Origin of the sequence: Streptomyces sp. NPDC057445, from assembly GCF_042802855.1 — a bacterium.
GTDB lineage: Bacteria > Actinomycetota > Actinomycetes > Streptomycetales > Streptomycetaceae > Streptomyces.
Genome location: NZ_JBHVDH010000003.1, coordinates 646,426 through 670,277, shown reverse-complemented (window position 1 = coordinate 670,277; position 23,852 = coordinate 646,426). Strand labels below are relative to the sequence as shown.

Annotated in this window: 29 protein-coding genes; 20 read left to right on the top strand and 9 right to left on the bottom strand. The window is 69.2% G+C overall.

Going from position 1 to position 23,852, the window contains the following annotated elements; translation table 11 throughout:
- Nucleotides 1-544: 544 nt before the first annotated feature.
- Entirely contained in the window at nucleotides 545-1,102 is a 558-nt protein-coding gene (locus ACFU5O_RS11045) for a hypothetical protein (RefSeq protein WP_384238844.1), read from the bottom strand.
- A 126-nt stretch (nucleotides 1,103-1,228) separates the two neighbouring features.
- Between ACFU5O_RS11045 and hemL the strand changes: the two genes are divergently transcribed.
- The 8 genes from hemL (at nucleotide 1,229) to ACFU5O_RS11005 (ending at nucleotide 9,614) form a co-directional block, all read left to right on the top strand.
- Nucleotides 1,229-2,545: a glutamate-1-semialdehyde 2,1-aminomutase gene (gene hemL / locus ACFU5O_RS11040; protein WP_384238842.1), complete on the top strand. Its 1,317-nt coding sequence runs from the start codon at nucleotides 1,229-1,231 to the stop codon at nucleotides 2,543-2,545.
- Nucleotides 2,542-3,234: a histidine phosphatase family protein gene (locus ACFU5O_RS11035; protein ID WP_384238840.1), complete on the top strand. Its 693-nt coding sequence runs from the start codon at nucleotides 2,542-2,544 to the stop codon at nucleotides 3,232-3,234. Before hemL ends, ACFU5O_RS11035 begins: the two co-directional genes overlap by 4 nt.
- Nucleotides 3,235-3,369: 135 nt before the next feature.
- Nucleotides 3,370-4,620, top strand: a complete 1,251-nt coding sequence (locus ACFU5O_RS11030) for a hypothetical protein (RefSeq protein ID WP_384238838.1) — start codon at nucleotides 3,370-3,372, stop codon at nucleotides 4,618-4,620.
- Nucleotides 4,621-4,722: 102 nt separating this feature from the next.
- Entirely contained in the window at nucleotides 4,723-5,331 is a 609-nt protein-coding gene (locus ACFU5O_RS11025; RefSeq protein ID WP_384238836.1) for a TlpA family protein disulfide reductase, read from the top strand.
- Nucleotide 5,332: 1 nt separating this feature from the next.
- The gene (locus ACFU5O_RS11020; protein ID WP_384238834.1) at nucleotides 5,333-6,070 is read left to right on the top strand and encodes a cytochrome c biogenesis CcdA family protein; all 738 of its coding nucleotides are present in this window, start codon (nucleotides 5,333-5,335) and stop codon (nucleotides 6,068-6,070) included.
- Nucleotides 6,071-6,073: 3 nt separating this feature from the next.
- Nucleotides 6,074-7,894 carry a cytochrome c biogenesis protein ResB gene (locus tag ACFU5O_RS11015; protein WP_384238833.1) on the top strand — a complete coding sequence of 607 codons (1,821 nt, stop codon included), beginning with the start codon at nucleotides 6,074-6,076 and terminating at the stop codon, nucleotides 7,892-7,894.
- Nucleotides 7,891-8,973 carry a c-type cytochrome biogenesis protein CcsB gene (gene ccsB, locus ACFU5O_RS11010; RefSeq protein ID WP_384238831.1) on the top strand — a complete coding sequence of 361 codons (1,083 nt, stop codon included), beginning with the start codon at nucleotides 7,891-7,893 and terminating at the stop codon, nucleotides 8,971-8,973. The genes ACFU5O_RS11015 and ccsB overlap by 4 nt, the downstream gene beginning before the upstream one ends.
- A 110-nt stretch (nucleotides 8,974-9,083) precedes the next feature.
- Nucleotides 9,084-9,614 carry an SRPBCC domain-containing protein gene (locus ACFU5O_RS11005; RefSeq protein WP_384238829.1) on the top strand — a complete coding sequence of 177 codons (531 nt, stop codon included), beginning with the start codon at nucleotides 9,084-9,086 and terminating at the stop codon, nucleotides 9,612-9,614.
- On the opposite strand, the gene ACFU5O_RS11000 is transcribed toward ACFU5O_RS11005, so the two are convergent.
- From ACFU5O_RS11000 to ACFU5O_RS10990, 3 genes are all read right to left on the bottom strand, one after another.
- Nucleotides 9,601-10,509, bottom strand: coding sequence for an isopenicillin N synthase family dioxygenase (locus ACFU5O_RS11000; protein ID WP_384238828.1), 909 nt, complete (start codon nucleotides 10,507-10,509; stop codon nucleotides 9,601-9,603). The two genes, ACFU5O_RS11005 and ACFU5O_RS11000, sit on opposite strands and share 14 nt — an antisense overlap.
- A 109-nt stretch (nucleotides 10,510-10,618) precedes the next feature.
- Nucleotides 10,619-11,074 carry a nucleoside deaminase gene (locus ACFU5O_RS10995; protein ID WP_384238827.1) on the bottom strand — a complete coding sequence of 152 codons (456 nt, stop codon included), beginning with the start codon at nucleotides 11,072-11,074 and terminating at the stop codon, nucleotides 10,619-10,621.
- Nucleotides 11,075-11,119: 45 nt separating this feature from the next.
- Nucleotides 11,120-11,470 carry a PLDc N-terminal domain-containing protein gene (locus ACFU5O_RS10990; protein ID WP_384238825.1) on the bottom strand — a complete coding sequence of 117 codons (351 nt, stop codon included), beginning with the start codon at nucleotides 11,468-11,470 and terminating at the stop codon, nucleotides 11,120-11,122.
- An 86-nt stretch (nucleotides 11,471-11,556) separates the two neighbouring features.
- On the opposite strand from ACFU5O_RS10990, the gene ACFU5O_RS10985 reads away from it, so the two are divergent.
- From ACFU5O_RS10985 to ACFU5O_RS10975, 3 genes are read left to right on the top strand one after another with little or no spacing between them, the layout of a single operon-like run.
- Complete coding sequence (locus ACFU5O_RS10985; RefSeq protein WP_384238824.1) at nucleotides 11,557-13,008, top strand: menaquinone biosynthesis decarboxylase; 1,452 nt, start codon at nucleotides 11,557-11,559, stop codon at nucleotides 13,006-13,008.
- Nucleotides 13,005-13,907: a menaquinone biosynthesis prenyltransferase MqnP gene (gene mqnP / locus ACFU5O_RS10980; protein WP_384238823.1), complete on the top strand. Its 903-nt coding sequence runs from the start codon at nucleotides 13,005-13,007 to the stop codon at nucleotides 13,905-13,907. The genes ACFU5O_RS10985 and mqnP overlap by 4 nt, the downstream gene beginning before the upstream one ends.
- Nucleotides 13,908-13,949: 42 nt before the next feature.
- Nucleotides 13,950-14,513 carry a Uma2 family endonuclease gene (locus ACFU5O_RS10975; RefSeq protein WP_384238822.1) on the top strand — a complete coding sequence of 188 codons (564 nt, stop codon included), beginning with the start codon at nucleotides 13,950-13,952 and terminating at the stop codon, nucleotides 14,511-14,513.
- Between the two features lie 19 nt (nucleotides 14,514-14,532).
- Here the strand turns inward: ACFU5O_RS10975 and ACFU5O_RS10970 are convergent, their stop codons facing one another.
- The gene (locus ACFU5O_RS10970; RefSeq protein WP_384238820.1) at nucleotides 14,533-15,138 is read right to left on the bottom strand and encodes a rhomboid family intramembrane serine protease; all 606 of its coding nucleotides are present in this window, start codon (nucleotides 15,136-15,138) and stop codon (nucleotides 14,533-14,535) included.
- Between the two features lie 92 nt (nucleotides 15,139-15,230).
- Between ACFU5O_RS10970 and ACFU5O_RS10965 the strand changes: the two genes are divergently transcribed.
- Nucleotides 15,231-15,902, top strand: a complete 672-nt coding sequence (locus ACFU5O_RS10965; RefSeq protein ID WP_384238819.1) for a UbiX family flavin prenyltransferase — start codon at nucleotides 15,231-15,233, stop codon at nucleotides 15,900-15,902.
- A gap of 89 nt (nucleotides 15,903-15,991) precedes the next feature.
- Here the strand turns inward: ACFU5O_RS10965 and ACFU5O_RS10960 are convergent, their stop codons facing one another.
- On the bottom strand, nucleotides 15,992-16,144 hold the full coding sequence (locus tag ACFU5O_RS10960; RefSeq protein WP_384238818.1) for a hypothetical protein: 153 nt from the start codon (nucleotides 16,142-16,144) through the stop codon (nucleotides 15,992-15,994).
- A gap of 114 nt (nucleotides 16,145-16,258) precedes the next feature.
- Here ACFU5O_RS10960 and ACFU5O_RS10955 point away from each other — a divergent pair, with 114 nt between their 5' ends.
- The 4 genes from ACFU5O_RS10955 to ACFU5O_RS10940 all read left to right on the top strand — a co-directional run bounded on the left by ACFU5O_RS10955 (nucleotide 16,259) and on the right by ACFU5O_RS10940 (nucleotide 19,572).
- Nucleotides 16,259-16,714 (top strand): Lrp/AsnC family transcriptional regulator, encoded by a 456-nt coding sequence (locus tag ACFU5O_RS10955; protein WP_384238816.1) that lies wholly within the window; start codon nucleotides 16,259-16,261, stop codon nucleotides 16,712-16,714.
- Between the two features lie 137 nt (nucleotides 16,715-16,851).
- Nucleotides 16,852-18,015: an aminofutalosine synthase MqnE gene (gene mqnE, locus ACFU5O_RS10950; protein ID WP_384238814.1), complete on the top strand. Its 1,164-nt coding sequence runs from the start codon at nucleotides 16,852-16,854 to the stop codon at nucleotides 18,013-18,015.
- A gap of 679 nt (nucleotides 18,016-18,694) precedes the next feature.
- The gene (locus tag ACFU5O_RS10945) at nucleotides 18,695-19,219 is read left to right on the top strand and encodes a GNAT family N-acetyltransferase (RefSeq protein WP_384238812.1); all 525 of its coding nucleotides are present in this window, start codon (nucleotides 18,695-18,697) and stop codon (nucleotides 19,217-19,219) included.
- Nucleotides 19,220-19,275: 56 nt separating this feature from the next.
- Complete coding sequence (locus ACFU5O_RS10940; RefSeq protein WP_384238810.1) at nucleotides 19,276-19,572, top strand: DUF4229 domain-containing protein; 297 nt, start codon at nucleotides 19,276-19,278, stop codon at nucleotides 19,570-19,572.
- A 27-nt stretch (nucleotides 19,573-19,599) separates the two neighbouring features.
- On the opposite strand, the gene ACFU5O_RS10935 is transcribed toward ACFU5O_RS10940, so the two are convergent.
- A complete protein-coding gene (locus ACFU5O_RS10935) occupies nucleotides 19,600-19,725 on the bottom strand; it encodes a hypothetical protein (protein ID WP_384238809.1) in 126 nt (41 codons plus the stop codon).
- Between the two features lie 225 nt (nucleotides 19,726-19,950).
- Here ACFU5O_RS10935 and ACFU5O_RS10930 point away from each other — a divergent pair, with 225 nt between their 5' ends.
- The 3 genes from ACFU5O_RS10930 (at nucleotide 19,951) to ACFU5O_RS10920 (ending at nucleotide 22,305) form a co-directional block, all read left to right on the top strand.
- Nucleotides 19,951-21,282, top strand: coding sequence for a dicarboxylate/amino acid:cation symporter (locus ACFU5O_RS10930; RefSeq protein WP_384238808.1), 1,332 nt, complete (start codon nucleotides 19,951-19,953; stop codon nucleotides 21,280-21,282).
- Between the two features lie 152 nt (nucleotides 21,283-21,434).
- On the top strand, nucleotides 21,435-21,509 hold the full coding sequence (locus ACFU5O_RS10925) for a 50S ribosomal protein bL37 (RefSeq protein ID WP_106430099.1): 75 nt from the start codon (nucleotides 21,435-21,437) through the stop codon (nucleotides 21,507-21,509).
- A 199-nt stretch (nucleotides 21,510-21,708) separates the two neighbouring features.
- Nucleotides 21,709-22,305 carry a TetR/AcrR family transcriptional regulator gene (locus ACFU5O_RS10920; RefSeq protein WP_384238806.1) on the top strand — a complete coding sequence of 199 codons (597 nt, stop codon included), beginning with the start codon at nucleotides 21,709-21,711 and terminating at the stop codon, nucleotides 22,303-22,305.
- 3 nt (nucleotides 22,306-22,308) lie between these two features.
- Here the strand turns inward: ACFU5O_RS10920 and ACFU5O_RS10915 are convergent, their stop codons facing one another.
- Nucleotides 22,309-22,734: a DUF1992 domain-containing protein gene (locus ACFU5O_RS10915; protein WP_384238969.1), complete on the bottom strand. Its 426-nt coding sequence runs from the start codon at nucleotides 22,732-22,734 to the stop codon at nucleotides 22,309-22,311.
- Nucleotides 22,735-22,872: 138 nt separating this feature from the next.
- Here ACFU5O_RS10915 and ACFU5O_RS10910 point away from each other — a divergent pair, with 138 nt between their 5' ends.
- Entirely contained in the window at nucleotides 22,873-23,355 is a 483-nt protein-coding gene (locus ACFU5O_RS10910) for a GNAT family N-acetyltransferase (protein WP_384238804.1), read from the top strand.
- Nucleotides 23,356-23,509: 154 nt separating this feature from the next.
- Here ACFU5O_RS10910 and ACFU5O_RS10905 read toward each other — a convergent pair whose 3' ends face one another.
- On the bottom strand, nucleotides 23,510-23,713 hold the full coding sequence (locus ACFU5O_RS10905) for a cold-shock protein (RefSeq protein WP_003967102.1): 204 nt from the start codon (nucleotides 23,711-23,713) through the stop codon (nucleotides 23,510-23,512).
- Between the last annotated feature and the right edge of the window lie 139 nt (nucleotides 23,714-23,852).

Genomic DNA, 23,852 nt, shown 5'->3' with positions numbered 1-23,852 from the left:
ACCCGGGTGCCGCCGCCGGACACGGGTGAACGGTTTGCGTATCAGGACCTGTTCGCCACAGTGGTGTCGTACTTGTGCAGGGGCGTTCCGTCAGGGCCGTACACGTCGAGCAGATGGCCCTGGTCGAGGCGGACGGTCCGACGACTTCGCGGCCGGCCTGGAAAGAGGATGCAGGGGACGGGGAACGATCAGGCCATGGTCCAGCGGCTCGTAACCGCGAGACAGGGCCGGCGCCTCGACGAGAACGGCCGGTCCGGCCGGGCCGCAGCCGGCGCTCGGGGAGCCTCGACGATCGTGCTTGGCCGTGGCGGAGCTGTGCGGGACCCGGCTTCCTCGATGCAGAACCCGGGCGGGACGTTGGCCGGAATCCAAAGGTCCGGCCGGCAAGGCTCCGGGGCGGCTCGTCCCGTGCGACGCCTGTGCAAACGGCGCACTGCCGAGAGTGCGCAGGGCACAACGCGTCCGCCACCACCGGGACGGCGCCTTGACGTGCAGGGCCGGACGGTGCCCGCGAACGGCTGTCAGCGACCTCTGAGACCGCAGGTCACGGCCACACGAGGCAGTACGGCTGATGCCCCGCCTCGTGCAGGCGCACCGAGAAGTCCTGCCATTCGTGCAGCAGCTGGTACACGTTGAACGCGTCCCGCGGACCCCCGCGATCCGGGACGGTCGACCAGATGAACGCCGCCGCGCCCACCGACTCCTCGCCGATGCCGCGCAGCGGGTCGACGACGGTCATGGGGAGTTTCACCACCGCGTAGTCCGGGTGCAGCACCACCAGCTCCAGCGGCGGCACCTTGTGCAGGGGCATGCCCTGGATGCCCGTGAGGACCATCGCGGCTATCGTCTCGGGCTTGATCTTGGTGAACATTCCACCCATGCCGAGCTCATCGCCGCCCAGTTCCTCGGGGCGCATGGAAATGGGCACCCGGGCAGCCGTGGCGCCGTCCGGTGCGCCGAAGTATTTGTATGTCACCCCCATACCCCGGCCACCCCTGCTCTCCACGGGCTCACGCGCCTCGTGCCGCCGGTGCCTTCCCCGCCGGGCAGGCTCGGGACCCAGGTCGTCAGTCCCCTCGCCCAGTCCGCCACCGCGATGCATATCTCCACCCGACTGCTTTTAGGACGCACAGCGCCGGCCGCGCAACCCGATCATCGTGACAGTGACCTCCCCCGCGGACGTGTGGTGAAACACCTGTCCGCAAGAACGTCCGGGTCCTCTGACACCATGGATTCCGTGAGCTTTCCCTATGACGCCCCAGTTTCGCAGACGCTTTTCGACCGCGCGTCCCTCGTGACGCCCGGCGGCGTGAACTCTCCGGTCCGCGCCTTCCGTGCCGTGGGCGGTACGCCCCGGTTCATGGTCTCCGGCACCGGTCCCTACCTGACCGACGCGGACGGTCGCGAGTATGTCGACCTCGTGTGTTCCTGGGGTCCGATGATCCTCGGCCACTCCCACCCCGAGGTCGTCGCCGCAGTTCAGGAGGCTGTCGCACGCGGCACCTCGTTCGGTACGCCGGGGGAGGGCGAGGTAGTGCTCGCCGAGGAGATCGTCGCACGGGTCGCCCCGGTCGAGCAGGTGAGACTTGTCTCGTCCGGTACGGAGGCGACGATGTCGGCGATCCGGCTCGCCCGTGGCTTCACCGGGCGCGCCAAGGTGATCAAGTTCGCCGGCTGCTACCACGGGCACGTGGACGCGCTGCTGGCCGCGGCGGGTTCCGGTGTGGCGACCTTCGGTCTGCCGGACACCCCGGGTGTCACGGGCGCTCAGGCGGGCGACACGATCGTGCTGCCGTACAACGATCTGGAATCGGTCAACGCCGCCTTCCATGCGCACCCGGGCGAGATCGCCTGTGTGATCACCGAGGCGTCGCCGGGCAACATGGGCGTGGTCCCGCCGCTGCCGGGCTTCAACCAGGGGCTCAAGGACGCGTGCGCCAGGAACGGCGCGCTGTACATCTCCGACGAGGTCATGACCGGGTTCCGTACCTCGAAGGCCGGCTGGTACGGCATCGACGGCGTCACCCCGGACCTGATGACCTTCGGCAAGGTCATGGGCGGCGGCTTCCCGGCCGCGGCCTTCGGCGGCCGGGCCGATGTGATGGGACACCTCGCCCCGGCCGGGCCCGTCTACCAGGCGGGCACGCTCTCCGGTAACCCGGTCGCCACCGCCGCCGGTCTCGCTCAGCTGAGGCTGCTCGACGACGCCGCGTACGCGAAGGTGAACGCGGTCTCCGAGCAGATCCAGGCCCTGGTGACGGAGGCGCTGGCCAAGGAGGGCGTGGCCCACCGGCTGCAGACCGCGAGCAACATGTTCTCGGTCTTCTTCACCGCGCGTGAGGTGCGCGACTACGACGACGCCAGGAAGCAGGAGGCCCACCGCTTCAACGCGTTCTTCCACTCGATGCTTTCTCAGGGCGTCTACCTCCCGCCGTCCGCCTTCGAATCCTGGTTCGTGTCGACCGCCCACGACGACGCGGCGATCGAGCGGATCGCCGCGGCGCTGCCGGCCGCCGCCCGTGCCGCCGCGGAGGCCACCGCATGACCGGCACGGACATGAGTACGGAAACGACCGTCGTTCATCTCATGCGTCATGGCGAAGTGCACAACCCGGACGGCGTTCTGTACGGCCGCAGGCCCGGCTATCACCTGTCCGACCTCGGCCGGACGATGGCCGACCGGGTCGCCGAGCACCTCGCGGACCGGGACATCACCCATGTGGTGGCGTCTCCTCTGGAGCGTGCGCAGGAGACCGCCGCGCCGATCGCCAAGTCGCACGGCCTGACCCTGGACACCGACGAGCGGCTGATCGAGGCCGCGAACGTCTTCGAGGGCAAGACCTTCGGTGTCGGCGACGGCGCCCTGCGCAAGCCGGGCAACTGGAAGCACCTCACCAACCCTTTCCGGCCCTCCTGGGGTGAGCCCTACCTTGAGCAGGTGGTCCGGATGATGGCCGCGCTGGGCTCCGCACGGGACGCGGCACGCGGCCACGAGGCGGTGCTCGTGAGCCATCAGCTGCCGATCTGGATCGTGCGCAGCTATGTGGAGCGGCGCCGGCTCTGGCACGACCCGCGCCGCCGGCAGTGCACGCTGGCCTCGCTGACGAGTTTCACGTTCAGGGGCGACAAGATCGTTTCGGTGGGTTACTCGGAACCCGCCCGCGACCTTGTTCCGGCGCATCTCCTCGCCGGTGCCAAGCCCGTGAAGGGAAAGTCGAAGGCCTTCGGCGCATAACGGTCCGGCCGCGCGGCAAGGTCCGCGTCAATCCCTGGAACCCGTCGGTCCGCCACGCCATCTAACTCATTGGTCGCACGTGAGTCGCGACCTGACTGCACGGCGGGGCGTAAGCGAACGACGGGGAGGGCCGGTATGCGTGATATCAGCCGAAGGGGTTTGCTCGGAGCTGGACTTGGCGCCGCGGCGGCGATGGGAATCGCCGGCTGCGGCCCCGGCTCGGGAGGCGACGGCCCGGGACGGGCCGGTAACGGCGGCGGGGGCGGCGGCGGGGGCAAGCCGTCCGGCCCCGCCCCCAAGCCGGTCCGGCTCATAGGTGACGGTTCGACCGCCGACACCGGAAAGCAGCCGCACCAGCCGGACAGGCCCGTTCCGCTCCAGCCGGGCGAGACCCCGCCGCAATTCGTGATCTTTTCCTGGGACGGGGCGGGCGAGGTCGGCAACGGACTCTTCCCGCGCTTTCTGGAACTCGCCAAGAACCACGACGCGGCGATGACCTTCTTCCTCTCCGGGATCTATGTGCTGCCCGAGTCGAAGAAGACGCTCTACCGGCCGCCGAACAACCGGATCGGCGCGTCGGACATCGGCTACCTCACGGACGGTCATATCAAGGAGACCCTGAAGTACGTCCGGCAGGCCTGGCTCGACGGCCATGAGATAGGCACCCACTTCAACGGGCATTTCTGCGCCGGGTCGGGTTCGGTCGGGAACTGGACGGCCGCGCAGTGGCAGAGCGAGATCGACCAGGCCGTGTCCTTCGTCACCGAATGGAAGACGAACAGCGGCTGGAAGGACATCGATCCGCTGCCCTTCGACTACCGCAAGGAACTCGTGGGCGGCCGTACCCCCTGTCTGCTCGGCCAGGACAATCTGCTGCCGACCGCGAAGAAGCTCGGCTGGCGCTACGACGCCAGCTCGCCGGGCGGCCGTCAGAAGTGGCCCGAGAAGCGGGGCGGGGTCTGGGACCTGCCGCTCCAGGCGATGCCGTTCCCCGGTCACTCCTTCGAGGTGCTCTCGATGGACTACAACATCCTCGCCAATCAGTCGCAGAATTCGACCAAGGGCATGCCCTCGCGCTATCCGGGCTGGCGCAAACAGGCCGCCGACGCGTATCTCAACGGCTTCAACCGCGCCTACGAGTCGAATCGCGCGCCGTTCTTCATCGGCAACCACTTCGAGCAGTGGAACGGCGGCATCTACATGGACGCCGTCGAAGAGGCCCTCAAGGGCATGGCCGGCAAGAAGGACGTACGCCTGGTGTCGTTCCGCCAGTTCTGCGACTGGCTGGACGTCCAGGACCCGCAAATCCTTGCGAAGCTCCGTACGCTCGAAGTCGGCCAGTCGCCGGCGGGCGGCTGGAAGACCTTCCTCAAAGCAGCCGCATAGCGACTGCGGTCCGGCTGTTCTTTAAACGCCCTTGACAAGGGGCGTTACGGGCAGCAAGGGGGGTGCGGAAGATCCCCGCGGGGCCCATGCGAAACTTTTCACATGAGCCTTGTCCGCGCCCCTCGACGCACCCTACTGGCCGCCGGCACCGGTGCCCTTGCGGCCACGCTCGCGCTGTCGGCGTGCAGCGGTGACACCAACGGCAAGTCCGGCGGCGGTGGCGACACCAACTTCGTGACGAACACCGGGGGCATCTCCACCGTCGCCAAGGGGGAGCGGACGGCCGCCCCGGAGCTGTCCGGCAAGGACCTGGCGGGCGAGCAGCTCGACCTCGCCGACTACCGGGGCAAGATCGTCGTCATGAATGTGTGGGGCTCCTGGTGCACGCCCTGCCGCAGCGAGGCCAAGTACCTGGAGCAGGTCGCCAAGGACACCAAGGCCAAGGGCGTCGAGTTCGTCGGCATCAACACCCGTGACGACCGGACCGCCCCCGCGCAGGCCTTCGAGGAGGAATTCGGGGTCACCTACCCGAGTTTCCACGACCCGATCGGCAAACTGATCCTGAAGTTCCCCAAGGGCAGCCTCAACCCGCAGGCCATTCCCTCCACGATCGTCATCGACCGGGACGGGAAGATCGCGGCGCGCGCCCTGCGGGCCCTCGACGACAAGGCGCTCCGCTCGATGATCGACCCGCTGATCGCGGAGAAGTAGCGTGAGCGAGACGGTCCAGAGCGGCGCACTTCTGCTCGCGCTGCCCATCGCCGTACTGGGAGGCCTCGTCTCCTTCTTCTCCCCGTGCGTGCTGCCGCTGGTCCCCGGCTATCTCTCCTATGTGACCGGTGTCACCGGCACCGATCTGGCGGAGGCCAGGAAGGGCCGGATGGCCGCCGGAGCGGCGCTGTTCGTCCTCGGCTTCTCCGCCGTCTTCGTCTCCGGCGGGGCGCTGTTCGGCTACTTCGGCTCGACCCTGCAGGAGTACCGGGAGACCCTCACCACGGTCCTCGGCGTGCTGATGATCCTCATGGGGATCTTCTTCATGGGCCTGATGCCTTTTCTCACCCAGCGTGAGTTCCGCTTCCACACGCGGCCGACGACGGGACTGATCGGGGCGCCCGTCCTGGGCGCGCTGTTCGGCATCGGCTGGACCCCGTGCATCGGCCCGACGCTCAGCTCCGTCAACGCCCTCGCCTGGGAGCAGGCCAGCGCGGGCCGCGGTGCGCTGCTGACGTTCGCGTACTGCCTGGGGCTTGGCCTGCCGTTCATCCTTGCCGCCGTCGCCTTCCGCAAGGCGCTCGGTGCGTTCGGCTGGGTGAAGCGGCACTATGCCTGGGTGATGCGGATCGGCGGCGGCATGATGATCGCGACCGGTCTGCTGCTGCTCACAGGTGCGTGGGACATCCTCGTGCAGGAGATGCAGGGCTGGTCCAAGGGCTTCCAGGTGGGGATCTGATCCATGAGCAAGACCGACACGACCGGCGAGAACACCGCCGCCCAGGAGTCCGGGGAGAACGCCGCCCAGGAGTCCGGCGAGAACACCGCCACTCAGGACTCCGGCGAGCACGGCGACCTCGGGAAGGCCGGCGAGCAGCTCTCCACCGCCCCTCAGGAGCAGGCCGTACCCGGTTCCTTCGGCGGCCCGCGCGCACCGGGCGCCGCCGGTGCGGTCGCCTGGGCAGGCCGTGAGACCTTCGGCTGGGTCCGCTGGTTCTGGCGGCAGCTCACCTCGATGCGGGTCGCGCTGATCCTGCTCTTCATGCTCTCGCTCGGTGCGATCCCCGGCTCTCTCATCCCGCAGAACAGCGTGGACGAGATGAAGGTGCGCACCTGGAAGGCGAACAACGAGTTCTGGACGCCGGTCTTCGAGAAGCTCCAGCTCTTCGACGTCTACAGCTCGGTGTGGTTCTCCGCGATCTACATCCTGCTGTTCGTCTCGCTCATCGGCTGCATCGTGCCCCGCACCTGGCAGTTCACCGGGCAGCTGCGCGGCCGTCCGCCGGCCGCGCCCAAGCGGCTGACCCGCCTGCCCGTCCACACGACGTGGCGCACCGAGGCTGACCCGGAGGCGGTCCGTGAGGCCGCGCTCGCGATGCTGAAGAAGCGCGGGTTCCGTTCGCACATCGCCGGGGACGCGGTCGCCGCAGAGAAGGGTTACCTCCGCGAGGTGGGCAACCTTCTCTTCCATGTCGCGCTGATCGTGATGCTGGTCGCGTTCGCCGTGGGGCAGCTCTTCAAGTCCGAGGGCGGAAAGCTCATCGTCGAGGGCGGCGGCTTCTCCAACACCCTCACCCAGTACGACGACTTCAAGTCCGGCTCGATGTTCGGCATCGACGATCTCGCGCCGTTCAGCTTCAGACTGGACAGCTTCACCGGTACGTACGAGACCCGTGGCCCGCAGCGCGGCACCCCGCGGACCTTCGAGGCGGCCGTGACCTACACCGAGGGCGCCGACGGCGAGGAGCGCAAGCGCGTCATCCGGGTCAACGAGCCCCTGGAGATCGACGGCTCCAAGGTCTATCTGCTCTCCCACGGTTACGCGCCCGTCGTCACCGTCCGGGACGGCAGGGGCAAGATCGTCCACCAGGGCGCCGTGCCGCTCCTGCCCATCGACAACAACATCACCTCCACCGGTGTCGTCAAGGTGATGGACGGCTACCGGGACAAGAACGGCAAGAAGGACCAGCTGGGTCTGCCCGCGTTCTTCGTCCCCACGTATGCCGGCAAGGGACAGGGCCAGATGTTCTCGCAGTTCCCCGGGCTGGCCTTCCCGGTGCTGAACCTCGGCGCGTACCACGGTGACCTGCGCGTCAACGCCGGTCTTCCGCAGAACGTGTACCAGCTGGACACCAGCAAGATGACGCCCTTCAAGGACGCCCAGGGCAATGTGTTCAAGCAGACGCTGAAGCCCGGCGAGGTGATGCAGCTGCCCGACGGAGCCGGCTCCGTCACCTTCGAGAACGAGATCAGGGAGTGGGCGAGCTTCAAGATCGCCCAGCAGCCCGGCAACGGACTCGCCCTCGCGGGGGCGATCGCCGCGATCGCGGGCCTCGTCGGCTCGCTGTTCATCCAGCGGCGCCGGGTCTGGGTCCGGGCCGTACGGGACGACTCCCCGGAGGGGCTCACCGTCGTCGAGATGGCGGGACTCGGCCGCAGCGAGTCCGCGAAGCTTCCCGAGGAACTGGCGGATCTGGCCGTCACGCTCAACGCCCAGGCGCCGACCGCGCCGGACCCCGCAGTAGAACCTGCCGAACCCACCTCCCGAGGGGCTGACCAGTGATCCTCGCCGCCGCCACCAACGAGAATCTGGCGCAGATCAGCAATTGGCTGATCTATTCGTCGATGGCCGTCTACACCCTGGCCTTCTTCGCCCATATCGCCGAATGGGCCTTCGGCAGCCGCAGCAAGGTCGGCCGGACCGCCGCCGCGCTCACCGGCGGCGCGCCGGCGCAGGCCGGGGTGACGGTCCATGTCGCGCAGAAGGCCGGTGGTACCGCCGTCCTGGAGCGTCCCAAGGTCGTCACCCGGACGGCCGCCGGGCAGCGCGACGTTCCTGACGGCCCCGGCGCCGCGGGCGACGACCAGCAGGGCGACATGTACGGCCGTATCGCCGTCTCGCTGACCGCCCTCGCCTTCCTCATCGAGGCGGCGGGCGTCGTCACCCGGGCCCTGTCGGTGCAGCGGGCGCCCTGGGGCAACATGTACGAGTTCTCCACCACGTTCTCGACGGTGGCGGTCGCCGCGTACCTCGGCTTCCTCGCCGCCCGGAAGAACGTCCGGTGGATCGGCCTGCCCCTGGTCACCACCGTCCTGCTGGACCTCGGCATCGCCGTCACCTGGCTCTACACCGACAGCGACCAGCTCGTTCCCGCGCTGCACTCGTACTGGCTGTGGATCCACGTCTCCACCGCGATCTTCTGCGGTGCGGTCTTCTACCTCGGCGCGGTCGGCACGCTGCTGTACCTGTTCCGCGATTCGTACGAGAACAAGCTGGCGACCGGCGGCAATCCCGGCTCCTTCGCCCGCTCCGTCCTGGAGCGCCTGCCCGCCGCGGCCTCCCTCGACAAGTTCTCCTACCGCATCAACGCCGCGATCTTCCCGCTCTGGACCTTCACGATCATCGCCGGCGCGATCTGGGCCGGCGACGCCTGGGGCCGTTACTGGGGCTGGGACGCCAAGGAAGTCTGGTCCTTCATCACCTGGGTGGCGTACGCCGCGTATCTGCACGCCCGTGCGACGGCGGGCTGGAAGGGCCGCAAGGCCGCCTACGTCGCGCTGATCGCCTTCGCCTGCTTCCTCTTCAACTACTGGGGCGTCAATCTCTTCGTGAACAGCCTCCACTCGTACGCCGGGGTCTGAGCCCCGCGAGCCGGTTCCGCCCCGCCGTCACGCCGTCCCGGCGGGACCGTGGTCGGCCGGGTGGGTGAGACACGGTCGCGGGCCCGGCCGGGCCGGGCGACGCTGGTGCCATGACCGAAGCGATCCCTCATGGCACCAGCGAGACGCGCGACGGAGAGGACGGCACGACCCATCTCCTGCACTTCGTGGTGCATCTGCCGCACCCCGTGGTGCGGGTGTGGGCCGCCGTCGCCACCCCGGAGGGCCTGCCTCAGTGGCTGGCCGCCGCCGATCTGCTGGAGCCGCACCTGGGCGGCGGTGTGACGCTGCGATGGCTCAACGCGGGAGCGGAGGGGGAGGGGACGGTCGTCTCCGGACAGGTGACGGCCTGGGACATGGAGACCGTGGCCGAGTACACCGTCGAGCGGCACGGACGGATCCGGTTCCACATGGAGCCCGCGCCCGCCGACTCCCTCGCCGCCGTGCTGCGCTTCACCAACGAGTTCACCGGGAGCGACGAGCGGCGCCTCGACGGCCTGGCCGGCTGGCATCAGCACTTCGAGTACCTCGAGGACGCGCTCGACGGCCGGCCCGCCGACTGGTCGTCATGGACCCCGGACCGCTTCCGGCAGCTCCGCGACGAGTACGTCAGCCGGCAGTGATCGCGTCCAGCTGGGCCCGCAGATACGTGTGCGAGTCGATGCCCCGGACGTCCGTACCCGGATCGCACTCGTAGAAGTAGACCAGTGACATCAGTTCCTCTGCCGGTACGTCGGCGGGCGGCGGCAGCACCCGGTGACGCCCGGAGCACCAGCGGCCGTCCGTCCAGCGGGCCATCAGATCGCCGATGTTGACGGTCAGTGAGTCCGGCGCCCACGGGGCGTCCTGCCAGCCGCCCTCGTCGGTGAAGACCTGCAGGCCGCCTTTGCCGGTCTGCCGGTCCAGGACCGTGACCGTGCCGAAATCGGTGTGCGGGCCGATGCGGAACTGGCCCGGCCGCGGCTCGCCGACGGTGTCCCGGCCCGGATACCAGTTGATGTTGAAGCCCCAGGTCGGATGCGTGGTGTGCCGGGTGAAGAAGTCCTCCGGCTCGCCCAGGGCGACACCGAGCAGCTCGAGGAGCCGGTCCGACAGCGCCCGCATCTGCCGCAGATACGTCTCCACCGCGGGCCTGAGCCCTGGAGCCTCGTCCGGCCAGGTGTTCGGCAGGAACCACTCCGCGTCGACGGCCGGGACGCCGGTCGGGCGATCCGCCGCGAAGGACAGCGACTCCTTGAGGTCGGGCGGCGTCTGCGTACCCTCCGCGTAGCCGTTGGCCTCTGCTCCCGGACCCAGCCAGCCGCGCCCGCCGACCTTCACCGCGTACGGCTCCTTCGCGGCAGGCGGAAGACGGAAGAAGCCGCGTGCCCGCTCGCGGATCTGCGTCCGCAGCTCCGGGTCCACGCCGTGCCCGGTGACGAGCAGGAACCCGGCGGTGCGCAGGGCGGCATCGACGGTGGCGGCGGTCCGGCTGCGGGCCTCAGGGTCCCCGGAGAGCCATGGCTCCAGGTCGATCACCGGAATCGTGGCGGTGCCGCCTGGGACAGGCGACGCAGGAATCCCAGCAGTCGCAGACACTCCGGCAGCCGATGCGGGCCCAGAGGCCGCAGGGGTCCCAGAAGTACGGTCACTCGCCATCGCCGATGTCCTCGCTCCACAGCTCGGGGTGCCTGTCGATGAATCCGCGCATCAGGGCCGTGCAGTCGGGATCGTCCAGGACCAGGACCTCCACACCGTGCGCATGGAGCCAGCCGTGGGCGCCGGGGAAGGTGCTCGCCTCGCCGACGACGACCCGGGTGATCCCGAACTGCCGGACGAGTCCGGAGCAGTACCAGCAGGGGGAGAGGGTGGTGACCATCGTCGTACCGCGGTACGAGCGGCGGCGTCCCGCCGCGCGGAACGCCGCCGTCTCCGCGTGCAGCGACGGATCGTCGTCCTGGACGCGGCGGTTGTGGCCGCGGCCCAGAAGCGTGCCGTCCGCGCCGTACAGCGCCGCGCCGATCGGGATACCGCCTTCCGCCAGGCTCGCGCGGGCCTCGGCGAGTGCGGTGGCCAGCCAGTGCCGTGCCTGCTCCTGGTCCATGTCCCCACTCTCCTGTGGAGGCCCGTCCGGCGCGAGCTCCGGCGGTCAGGCCTGGCCGCCGCCCGTGTCCCCGTCCCGCTCCTGATCCTTCCCCCGGCCGGTCCCGCGGTCCTTCCCGCGGTCCGTATCCGGGTGGGTGTCGTCGTCGAGCGACTTCAGGAACTCCGGGTTGTCGTCCGGGGCCACCCACTCGCCGCGCCGCGCGGGCCGCTTCACCGTCCGGTCCTTGCCCACGAGCAGCCAGGAGATCGAGCCGACGAGCGGGAAGAGCAGCACGAGGATCGCCCAGAGCGGTTTGGGGATGTACCTGATCTCCTTCTCGTCCGTGGAGATGCAGTCGATGAAGGCATAGATGCTGAGCGCCAGCGGCACCAAGAACATCAGTACCCGAAGCATTGGCGGCCCCCTGCGTGCGGAGATCGGGACCGTACGAACGGCCCCCGTGACAGCTCCAGCCTAGCGAGTGGCAGATACTGGACGGCATGGCTTACGACGATCTTCGCTCGCTGCTCCGCGCACTGGAGCGCGAGGGCGACCTCAAGCGCATCAAGGCCGAAGTCGACCCGTATCTGGAGGTCGGGGAGATCGTCGACCGGGTCCAGAAGGCCGGCGGCCCGGCGCTCCTCTTCGAGAATGTGCGCGGCTCGTCCATGCCGCTCGCGATGAATGTGTACGGGACGGACCGCCGGCTCCTCAAGGCGCTCGGCCTGAAGTCGTACGGCGAGATCAGCGCGAAGATCGGCGGGCTGCTGAAGCCGGAACTGCCGCACGGATTCGTGGGGGTGCGCGAGGCGTTCGGGAAGCTCGGCGCCATGACCCACGTACCGCCCAAGAAGGTGAAGGACGCCCCGGTACAGGAAGTCGTGCTGCGCGGGGACGACGTCGATCTGGACCTGCTGCCCGCGCTGTTCACCTGGCCCGAGGACGGCGGCTCCTTCTTCAACCTGGGCCTGACCCACACCAAGGACCCGGACACGGGCGTGCGCAATCTGGGCCTCTACCGCCTCCAGCGCCACGACAAGCGCACCATCGGCATGCACTGGCAGATCCACAAGGACAGCCGCAACCACTACCAGGTGGCGGCGCGGCGCGGTGACAAGCTCCCGGTCGCGATCGCCTTCGGCTGCCCTCCGGCCGTGACGTACGCCTCCACGGCGCCCCTGCCGGGCGACATCGACGAGTACCTCTTCGCCGGCTTCGTCCAGGGCAAGCGGATCGAGATGGTCGACTGCAAGACCGTGCCGCTGCAGGTCCCGGCGCAGGCGGAGGTCGTGATCGAGGGCTGGCTGGAGCCGGGGAAGATGCTTCCGGAGGGCCCCTTCGGCGACCACACCGGCTTCTACACGCCGCAGGAGGACTTCCCGGCGCTCACCATCGACTGTGTGACGATGCGCAGGCGCCCGCTGCTCCAGTCGATCGTGGTGGGCCGCCCGCCGACGGAGGACGGGCCGCTGGGCCGGGCGACGGAACGCTTCTTCCTCCCGCTCCTCAAGATCATCGTGCCTGACATCGTGGACTACCACCTGCCCGAGTCGGGCGGCTTCCACAACTGCGCGATCGTCTCGATCGACAAGAAGTACCCGAAGCACGCGCAGAAGGTCATGCACGCCATCTGGGGCGCGCACATGATGTCGCTGACGAAGCTGATCGTGGTGGTCGACTCCGACTGCGACGTCCACGATCTGCACGAGGTGTCGTGGCGCGCGCTCGGCAACACGGACTACGCCCGCGACCTGACCGTGGCCGAGGGGCCGGTGGACCACCTGGACCATGCCTCGTACCAGCAGTTCTGGGGCGGCAAGGCGGGCATCGACGCGACGAAGAAGTGGCCCGAGGAGGGCTACACACGGGACGGGGGCTGGCCGAACATGGTGCTCTCCGACCCGGCCACGGCGGCCCTGGTCGACCGCCGTTGGAAGGAGTACGGCCTGTGAGCGCGTCCGCTGCGGCGGTACCGGGTCCGGGCCGCACCAAGGCGTTCCTGCGGCTGGTGATGATCGAGCACTCGGTCTTCGCGCTGCCGTTCGCGTACATCGCCGCGCTCACGGCGATGTTCCGGCTCGACCGGCACATCGACTGGGTCAAGCTGCTGCTCGTCACGGTCGCGATGGTGGGCCTGCGGACCTTCGCGATGGCCTGCAACCGGATCATCGACCGCGAGATCGACGCCCGTAACCCGCGCACGGCGGGGCGGGAGCTGGTCACGGGCGCCGTGTCCGTGCGGTCCGCATGGACCGGGGCGGGCATCGCGCTCGTGGTCTTCCTCGGTGCGGCGGCACTGCTCAATCCGCTCTGCCTCGCGCTCGCGCCCATCGCGGTCGTGCCGATGGTCGTCTATCCCTACGGGAAGCGGTTCACCGATTTCCCGCACGCGATCCTCGGCCTCGCCCAGGCGATGGGTCCGGTCGGGGCATGGATCGCGATCACCGGGACGTGGTCCTGGGACGCGGTGATCCTCGGCCTCGCGGTCGGCGTCTGGATCGGCGGCTTCGACCTGATCTTCGCCTGCCAGGACGTCGAGGCCGACCGCGCCCACGGCGTGATGTCGGTCCCGGCCCGCTTCGGCATCCCGGCGGCGCTGTGGGGCGCACGGGCCTGCCACGCGGTCACGATGGGCCTCCTGGTCTGGTACGTCCTCGCCATCGGGGCCGGGGTCTTCTTCTGGGTGGGCCTGGTGATCGTCGCCGGGGCGTTCCTCTACGAGCACACGATCGTGCGGCCGCACGATCTGTCCCGGCTCAACCGGGCGTTCTTCACCGTCAACGGCTTCATCGGGATTGCCCTGTTCGTGTGTGCCCTGCTCGATCTCGTCGTTCGGGGTCTGACCCTGTAGCTAGCGTGCGGCCTACCATCGAGTGCAGGAAGGGAGGCCGACGTGACCATCTCGGAGAGCGACCGCCTGCACTCGCAGCTCAGCCGGTTCGAGGACATGTTCCCGGGCTACCGGACGGAGATTGTCGAGGGCGCCATCGTGATGAGTCCGGTCAAGCCGCACCACAACGAGACGATCTGGGAGGTGCGGAACGCCCTGAAGGCCCAGCTCTCGAAGGAGTGGGGCTTCATCAGCGATGTCGCCGTCCCCTTCGATGCCGACAACGAATTCTGCCCCGACCTCGCCGTGATCCCGAAGGCGGAGGTGGCCAAGAACCTCAGCGCCTATGCGCCCGATCTCATCGAGCTCGCCATCGAGGTGGTCTCGCCCAGCAGCGTGCGCAACGACTACGAGGTCAAGGACCGCGCGTACGCCCGGCGCGGCATCCCGCACTACCTGATCTTCGACCCCTACAAGGCGCACTGCGTGACACTGTGGAACCCGGGGCCGGAGGGCTATCGCGGGCGGGACACCATCCCCTACGGCACGACCGTGGCCGTGAACACGGACATCGGCAAGCTCTCCGTGGACACCGCCGGCCTGCCGGTGGACCCGAGCGCGACCTGACAGCGGCTCTCGGCAGGCGTCACGACGTGGGTGTGGCGGCGGGCCCCGGGCGGCGCCGACGGAAGAGGAACGCCGCCGCCACGCCGCCCAGCAGTCCGAAGAGGTGGGCCTGCCAGCTGATGCCCGCGTCCGTCGGCAGCACCCCCCACAGGATCGAGCCGTAGAACCCGGCGATCAGCAGTCCCACCACCACGTCCAGCGTGCTGCGGTCGACGAAACCGCGGACCACCACATAGCCGAAGAGGCCGAAGACGACACCGGACGCCCCCAGCGTGATGGAGCCGGGCGGCGAGGCCAGCCAGACGCCCAGCCCCGAGGCCACGACGACGGTGAGGACGACACCGGCGAAGCGGCGTATGCCCCCGAAGGCCGCGAGGAAGCCGAGCACGAGCAGCGGGAGGCTGTTGGCGGCGACATGGCCGAAGCCCCCGTGCAGAAAGGCGGCGGGCACGATGTCCCACAGCTCCGTGAGGTCGCGCGGAGTGATCCCGTACGTATCGAGGGCATGGCCGGTCGCGAAGTCGACGGCTTCGAGCGCCCAGAGCAGCGCCACCCAGCCGACCATCAGCGCGCCGGCCGCCATGATCCGGCCGGTGCGGCTCCCTTCGGGATGCGTGCCTGCCATCGCTGCCCCCCTGCGATTCCTGTGTCTCCCCCGGAAACGTCCGGGGGACCTTACCCAGTTCCGTCCTCCGGCAGCCGGATAGGCTCAATGCCATGAATGACGCCAACCGCACTCCGTGGGTCGTGGGGATCTCGGGGGCCTCGGGCACCCCGTACGCGGCCGCGGTGCTGCGCGGGCTGCTGGACGCGGGCGAGAGCGTGGACCTCGTGGTGTCGCGCGCGTCGCGGCTCACCCTTCTGGACGAGACCGGGATCGCGTTCCGGGACGCGCGCTGGAAGGACGATCTGCGCCAGTGGCTGGGGCAGGGCGCCGACGGCAAGCCCGGCACGTTCGACGTGGATGTCACGGACGTACGGCACTGGGCGGCCGGGGATATGGCCGCCGGGCCGTCCTCGGGGTCGTACCCCGTGAAGGGGATGCTGATCGTGCCGGCGTCCACGGCGTGCGTCGCGGGTGTGGCGCTCGGCCTGTCGAAGGACCTGCTGCAGCGCGCTGCGAGCGTGACGCTGAAGGAGCGCCGGAAGCTGGTGGTCGCGGTGCGGGAGACGCCGCTGAACGGGCAGACCCTCAGGCACCTGGTGACGCTGGACGAGGCGGGCGCCGTCGTGCTGCCCGCCTCTCCGGCGTTCTACGCGGGGGCGACGCACATCCAGGATCTGGTGGATTTCGTCGCCGGGCGGGTGCTGGACGCGGCAGGGGTGCCGCACCGGCTGTACCGCCGTTGGAAGGGGGAACTGGGGGGTGCCCAGTCCCGCGGTGACTAGGCCGGGGCCCAGGGGATTTCGTTCGGATCATGCCGGATCGGTGTGCGGCGCCAGGGCGCGCGAGCCCGGCAAGATCCGAACGGGAGGCTCTAGCGCTTCTTGGCCGCGCGGCGGGCGGGGCGTCCGGCCCGGTCGGCCCGGTGCGCGGCGGCAGGCTGGTGGGCACGCGAGCGGCTGGCCAGCTCCTGGAGCTGTCGCATGTGGGCGTACGCCATCTCGATCGTGTACACGGTGAGTGTCATCTCCTGTATGGATCGTCTTTGATCGTTTGAAAGATTCACAGGGTGTCGGCCCTGTGTGCCTTAGATTCTACACGTAAACTTGCGGTATCGCTGAATAATGGAAGGCTCAGGCATATGGACGCCGTGGATAGGCAGCTCATCCAGGCTCTGCGCGAGAACGGCAGGGCTTCGTACGCCGAGCTCGGCCGGCTCGTAGGACTCTCCGGTCCCTCCGTCACCGACCGCATCAACCGCCTGGAGGCGGCGGGGGTCATCACCGGCTACCGGGCGACCGTCGACGCCGCGTCGCTCGGTCTCGGCGTCACCGCACTGATCGGGATCTCGCTCTCCGACGCGGCCGACCACGAGGACGTGGCGCGCCGGCTGCGTGACCTCGCGGAGATCGAGGACTGCTGGTTCATCGCGGGCGACGACTCGTACATGCTCAAGGTGCGGGCGAGCGACGTCGACGGGCTGGAGAAGACGATCCGTCGGCTGTCGGGGACCAAGGGCGTGTCCCGGACGCGTACGACGATCGTGCTCTCCACGAAGTGGGAGAACCGGGTCGGGGACCTGCCCGAGGAAGAGTGACCCGCGGCGGGTGACGCGCAGCGTCAAGGGGGTCTCCCCGGCTGGAAAGTACGGGGGAGTACGGTTGGTGGAGCCTCCGGACGTCCGGGGGCTTTCCCCGGGAAAGCACTGAACGTAGACATCTGGGAGGCGGCCGCATGGACGCGGGGCTCAAGCGCGAGCTGGAGGAAAAGGTCCGGGCCGGCGAGCGGCTGAGCCGCGAGGACGGTATCGCTCTCTACGAGTCGGACGACCTGGCCTGGCTCGGGGGCCTCGCCCATGAGGTGCGTACGCGCAAGAACGGCGACGTCGTCCACTTCAACGTCAACCGTCACCTCAACATGACGAACGTCTGCACGGCGTCGTGCGCGTACTGCTCGTTCCAGCGCAAGCCGGGCGAGAAGGACGCGTACACGATGCGCATCGAGGAGGCCGTCCGCCTCGCCAAGGCGATGGAGAACGAGAACCTCACCGAGCTCCACATCGTCAACGGGCTCCACCCCAACCTGCCGTGGCGCTACTACCCGCGGTCGCTCAGCGAGCTGAAGAAGGCCCTGCCGAACGTCTCGCTGAAGGCCTTCACGGCGACGGAGATCCACCACTTCGAGACGATCTCGGGGCTGTCGGCCTCCGAGATCCTCGACGAGCTGATCGAGGCCGGTCTGGAGTCGCTGACCGGCGGCGGCGCCGAGATCTTCGACTGGGAGGTCCGGCAGCACATCGTCGACCACCGCACCCACTGGGAGGACTGGTCGCGCATCCACCGCCTCGCGCACGAGAAGGGTCTGAAGACCCCGTCCACGATGCTGTACGGGCACATCGAGGAGCCCCGGCACCGTGTCGACCACGTCCTGCGGCTGCGTGAACTCCAGGACGAGACCGGCGGCTTCCAGGTCTTCATCCCGCTGCGCTACCAGCACGACTTCGTCGACATGAAGGACGGCAAGGTCCGCAACAAGCTGCAGGCGCGCACGACCATGGCGACGGGTGCCGAGGCGCTGAAGACCTTCGCCGTGTCGCGGCTGCTCTTCGACAACGTCCAGCACGTCAAGGTCTTCTGGGTGATGCACGGTGTGCAGACGGCCCAGCTGGCGCTGCAGCACGGCGCGGACGACATGGACGGCTCGGTCGTCGAGTACAAGATCACCCACGACGCCGACAACTACGGCACCCCGAACAAGCTCACACGCGACGACCTGCTGGAGCTGATCCGGGACGCGGGCTTCCGCCCGGTCGAGCGGAACACCCGCTACGAGATCATCCGCGAGTACCCGGGACCGGAGGCGGACCGCCGCGAGTCCCCTCAGCCGATGCGGGTCTGAAGCCGGGGGGCTGCGCCCCCCGGAACCCCCGTTCGGCTGCGCCGCCGGAGCCCCGAGGGCTCCCCGGGGCCCCAGGTCCGTCCCGCATCCCGCGGGGGCCTTCCGCCGTATCTCCGGAGGCTGCGCCCGGATCCCCCCGGCGCTGCGCCCTGGACCCCGTTCTGTTCCTGGCTCGCGTCAGGGGCCTGCCGTCGAACTCCCGGAGGTTGCGCCCCTGGACCCGGGAGCTACGCCCCCGAATCGCGGGCTGCCGTGAGTCGTCGGGGGCCGGCTGCCGGGCCCCGGGTCGCCCTGGAGCCGAGGCCACCCCGGAGCCGGGGTCCGAGCTTGCGCCACGGACCTCGGGGTGCCGTCCTCCGAACCGGGGCCGAGCCCGTCCGAGTCCCCGGACGGTCAGGTGTGCCGGGCCTGTGCCCTGGGGCGGGGCGCGGGGCCCTTCGGCATCTGTGCCTCCTGCTTGGGCTTCGCCCCTGTATCCGCGGGGCGCGGGATCGCCGGGCCGTGCCCGGACACTTCAGGGCCTTGCCCTGAACCCTCGACGTCCTCGGGGTCATGGCTCCGGAGGTCCAACTCCCCGGGGCCGCACCCACGATGGCCCGGGCCCGGGCGACGTGGCCCGCGAGCGGCCGCGCCAGAGCCACGGACGGGGCCCGTCGGGGTGGTTGTTACCTTCGGGAGCATGGCTCTTGCGTTCAGACTCGACCCGCCCGTCGCTCCCCACCTGCGGGACGGCGTGCTGGCGCTGTGGACGGACGTCAGCAACGCGGGCGGTGCCGTCGGCTTCGTGCCGCCGGTGACGGCGGAGGACATCAGGCCCGAGTGGCTGAAGCATCTGGCCGGGATGGCCGAGGGGCAAAAGCGCCTCCTCGTCGGGTTCGACGAGGACGGACAGGTCGCCGCCGCCGCGTTCCTCACCCACAACACCCACCGGCTGATGCGGCACTGGGTCTGGCTCTACACCGTGATGATCCACCCCCGGCACCAGGGCAAGGGGTACGGCCGCGACCTGCTCGCCTCCGCCGCGGACGCTGCCCGCACCTTCGACGGCGTCGAGGCGATACGGCTCACCTGCCGCGGCGGGGCAGGGCTGGAACGGTTCTACGCGTCGTGCGGCTACAAGGAGGTCGGACGCGTGCCCGGCGCGATCCGCGTCGCCGACGGGGACGACCGCGACGACATCACGATGCTGCTCCCCCTGAACTGATCGAATCGGCGCGTGCTTCACTGGTCGGGCAATTCACTGAAGGGAAAGGGACTGCCGTGTCCACCAGCAAGGCGAGCGCCACACTCCGGTACACGCTCATGCGTCTCGGCATCTTCGCCGGCTGCTTCTTCGTCCTGTGGGGACTGGTGTACCTGCGGGTGCTGCCGCGTGGCCTCGGCGACTCCAACCTGCTCTGGGTGCTGGTCCTCGCCGTCATGATCTCCGCGCCGCTCAGCTTCGTTCTCCTGCGCAAGCAGCGCGACGCGATGTCCGAGCAGATCGCCGTGAAGGTCGACCGGGCGAAGTCCCGGCTGGAGGCGAACCGTTCCAACGAGGACGGTGCCGTCCAGTAGGCGGAGCGTAAGCTTCCTCACACTTCCTCACGCCCCGTACATCCCGTCCGACGCCCCGGCCAGGAGCACCCGCTCCAACTCCGGGGCGTCGGCGCGTTCTTGCCCGGCGCCGTCGTGCGACTCCGTCTCAAAGCAGGCCTTTGAGATTCTCAAAGTTCAAGTGTTAACGTGCTCGGCATGACAACAGCAGTGCGCCCTCAAGCAGCCATGAGCATCCCGCTCGTGGCGCGCCTGCATGTCGATCTCTGCCGCTGTATGTCCGCGGCCTGTTGCCGCTCGGTCTGATCCGGCATCACAGCGGCGCCACCCTGTTCTCCAGGCACGGCTGCCGCACCCCTGTTTCCGTATTCACCCGATACGCCTTTCCGGAGTGTGTCCGTGTCCGCGAATTCCGTGACGCCCACCCGTACCAGCCGCATACCCCGAGTGCCGTTCTGGGCGCAGATCGTCACAGGTCTCGTCCTCGGCGCCCTGCTCGGCTGGCTGGCCCGCAGCCAGGACATCAACTGGCTCTACAAGACCCTTGAACAGGTCGGCGACATCTTCGTCCAGCTGCTGAAGCTGGCCGTCGCCCCGCTCGTCTTCTTCGCGATCCTGGTGTCGATCACCAATCTGCGGAAGGTCAACAACGCCGCACGGCTGGCCGGCCGCACCCTGCTCTGGTTCATGATCACCTCGCTGATCGCGGTCGCGATCGGCCTCGCGATCGGCCTCCTCACCGACCCGGGCGCCGGCACCGGCCTCACTCCGAAGGACGGTGAGAAGCCCGAGCACGCCGGCTCCTGGATCGACTTCCTGACCGGCATCGTCCCGACCGACGTCGTCACGCCCTTCACCGAGCTGAACGTCCTTCAGATCGTCTTCATGGCCGCCGTCGCGGGAATCGCCGCGCTGGGGCTCGGCGACCGCGCCAAGCCGGTCCTCGCGCTGAGCGAGGCGGTCCTCGAGCTGCTCCAGAAGGCACTGTGGTGGGTCATCCGCCTGGCCCCGATCGGCACCGTCGGCCTCATCGGCTACGCGATCGCCGACTACGGCTGGGACCTGATCGGCAAGTACGCCACCTTCACCGCCGACGTGTACATCGGCTGCGCGCTGGTTCTGTTCGGCGTGTACCCGCTCCTGCTCGCGACGGTCGCCAAGGTCAACCCGCTGCAGTTCTTCAAGGGCGCGTGGCCCGCCATCCAGCTGGCCTTCGTGTCCCGCTCCTCGGTCGGCACGATGCCGGTCACCCAGAAGGTCACCGAGCGCCTCGGCGTGCCGAAGGAGTACACCTCCTTCGCCGTGCCGTTCGGCGCGACGACCAAGATGGACGGCTGCGCCGCGATCTACCCGGCGCTCGCCGCGATCTTCATCGCGCAGATCTTCGACGTACAGCTCGGCATCCAGGACTACCTCCTGATCGCCTTCGTCTCGGTCGTCGGCTCCGCCGCCACCGCGGGCCTCACCGGCGCTACGGTCATGCTCACGCTGACCCTCTCCACGCTGGGCCTCCCGCTCGAAGGGGTGGGTCTGCTGATGGCGATCGACCCGATCCTGGACATGGTCCGCACGGCGACCAACGTCGCCGGCCAGGCGCTGGTCCCCGTGGTCGTTGCCGCCCGCGAGAAGATCCTCGACCTCGACGCCTACAACTCGGCGTCCGCTTCGCCGGTGGACGACGTCGAGGCCCCCGCGGCCGACGAGAAGGCGGCGGTCCCGGTCGCTGCCTGACATCGCGGAGAGGTGGTCGGCCGCGCACGCGCCCTGACGCCGAACGGCTGACCCGGCGCCCGGGCGTCCGGCGGGCCGTGGGTGCGGACAGAAGGTGCCGAACCTAGACTGACCAGGACATGGACCAGTCCTGGAACGAGGAGATCTGCACCATGTCGAAGCGCGGCAACAAGCGACGGGCTCGTAAGAAGAGGAAAGCGAACCACGGCAAGCGCCCCAACGCCTGAGCGCGACGCCTCCTGAGCGCGAAACCCGAGCACAGCACCGTTGGCCGGTCCCCCTCTGCGGAGACCGGCCTTCGGCATTCACGGCCGGCGGCTGGCCGTAGGCTTACCGCGGAGTAGATCGGCAGGGGCTGGGAGGGCGTCGCTCGTGGATGGTGCCGGTAGGAGCAAGCGGCTGCCGCGTGCCGTACGGGAGAGGCAGATGCTGGACGCCGCCGTGCGGACGTTCGGCCGGCTCGGGTACCGGGCGGCGTCGATGGACGAGATCGCCGAGCTCGCGGGCGTGTCCAAGCCGCTCGTCTATCTGTACCTGAACTCCAAGGAAGACCTGTTCACGGCGTGCATCAGGCGTGAGGCCGCGGCGCTGATCGCGGCGGTGCAGGCAGCGGTGGAGCCGGGGCTGCCGGCGGACCGGCAGCTGTGGGAGGGCCTCGCGGCGTTCTTCCGGCACACGGCCGAGCACCCTGACGCCTGGGCGGTGCTGCACCGGCAGGCGCGGACGCACGGGGAGCCGTTCGCCGCGGAGGTCGCGGTGATGCGGGACGAGATCGTGGCGTTCGTGACCGTGCTCATCGGGGCTGCGGCGCGGGAGACGCACAGGAACGGCGACCTCGCGGACCGGGACGTCGCCGGGCTGGCGCAGGCGCTGGTGGGCGCTGCGGAGTCGCTGGCGGGATGGGCGAACGACACTCCGGGCATCTCCGCCAAGGAGGCGGCGGCGACCCTGATGAACTTCGCCTGGGAGGGCCTGGGCAACCTCATGTCGGGCGAGCGCTGGTCCCCGTCCGGCCGCCGATAGGGCTCACGTCGGCCCCGTCGGCCCCTGACGACGGCCCCGCCCGAGCCGCCAGTCCCGTACGACCTCCTCGGCGTCGTAGGGCGTCAGCCCGAGCAGCGGGCCGGGCGGCGGCCGCCTCAATGCCGCGGCGATCTTGTCGTTGAGGCGCTCGACGATATGGCGCGCCGCGGCTGCCGAGGGTGCGCGTGCGGCGGCCTCCAGTGCCTCCTCGGCCTCCTTGCGCAGGGCGAGGGACGGTGGCAGGTACGACAGCCCCTCGCGGCGCATCTTGTCCTTGACCCACCACATCTCGTCGTACGGCTCGTCGCTGTCCGGCAGCGGCTTCCCGAGCCCGGGCAGATCCTCGAAGTCGCCGCGCTCGATCGCGTCGCGGATCTGTTTGTCGACCCATGACTCGAAGGAGACGCCGGGCGGCTTGCGCGCGGTCACGTCCTCCAGCGTACGAGTGGCAGGAGTGTCGTCGCGGGAGAGCGCGATGCCCCGCCGTGCCGCCCGGTCACGGGGCTCGCGGGCGGGCGGGCCGAAATGGCCGGGGCCTTCCCCCGGACCCTCTGACACACTCGAAGTGTGCTGATCAGAGACGCGAAGAGGGACGACTGGGACCGGATCTGGCCCATCTGGCACCGGATCGTGTCCGCCGGAGAGACATACGCCTGGGACCCCGACACCAGCGAGCCGGCCGCCCGTGCGTTGTGGATGGCCCCCGCGAACCAGGTCGTCGTGGTGGAGGACGACGACGGCACGCTGATCGCCTCGGCGTACGTACGGCCCAACTACGGCGGCTCGGCCGCGCACATCGCGAACGCGGGTTTCATGGTCGACCCTGACCAGGCAGGTCGCGGGATCGGGCGACGGCTCGGAGAGTACGTGCTCGAACGGGCACGGCAGGACGGCTACACGGGGATGATCTTCAACGCGGTCGTGGAGACCAACCCGGCCATGAAGCTCTGGGAATCCCTGGGCTTCCGGACTCTCGGGACCGTCCCTGGAGCCTTCCGGCACCCGGTGCACGGTCCGGTCGGGCTGAACATCCTTTTCCGGGAGCTGTAGGGGCGGCTTCCGGGAGCTCGGGAGCTGTGGCGGCGCGTTCCGTCGTACCACCGAGCGCGTCCGGAAAGGGCAGGAGCCCTGTTCCGTACGAAAGTACGGAACAGGGCTCCTTGGGTACTGCTCTAAGTCGTGCGCGATCGCCGACCCGGGCAACTTAGGCCGGGGTGACGTTCTCCGCCTGCGGGCCCTTCGGGCCCTGGGTGACGTCGAAGTTCACGACCTGGTTCTCCTCGAGGGAGCGGAAACCAGACGCGTTGATCGCGGAGTAGTGGACGAAGACATCCGGGCCGCCGCCGTCCTGGGCGATGAAGCCGAAGCCCTTTTCAGCGTTGAACCACTTGACGGTTCCGGTAGCCATAAGCCCTCCTTGGGCCAAAGGGTTGCCCTGCTCCAGAACCTGCAAACAAGTCTGAAAACTACAAAAGCCTGCGGGTCACATGCTCCGCAGGCTCTGTACTGCAAGGGAAACCAAACTGCAACTTGCGCTGAGCGTAGCA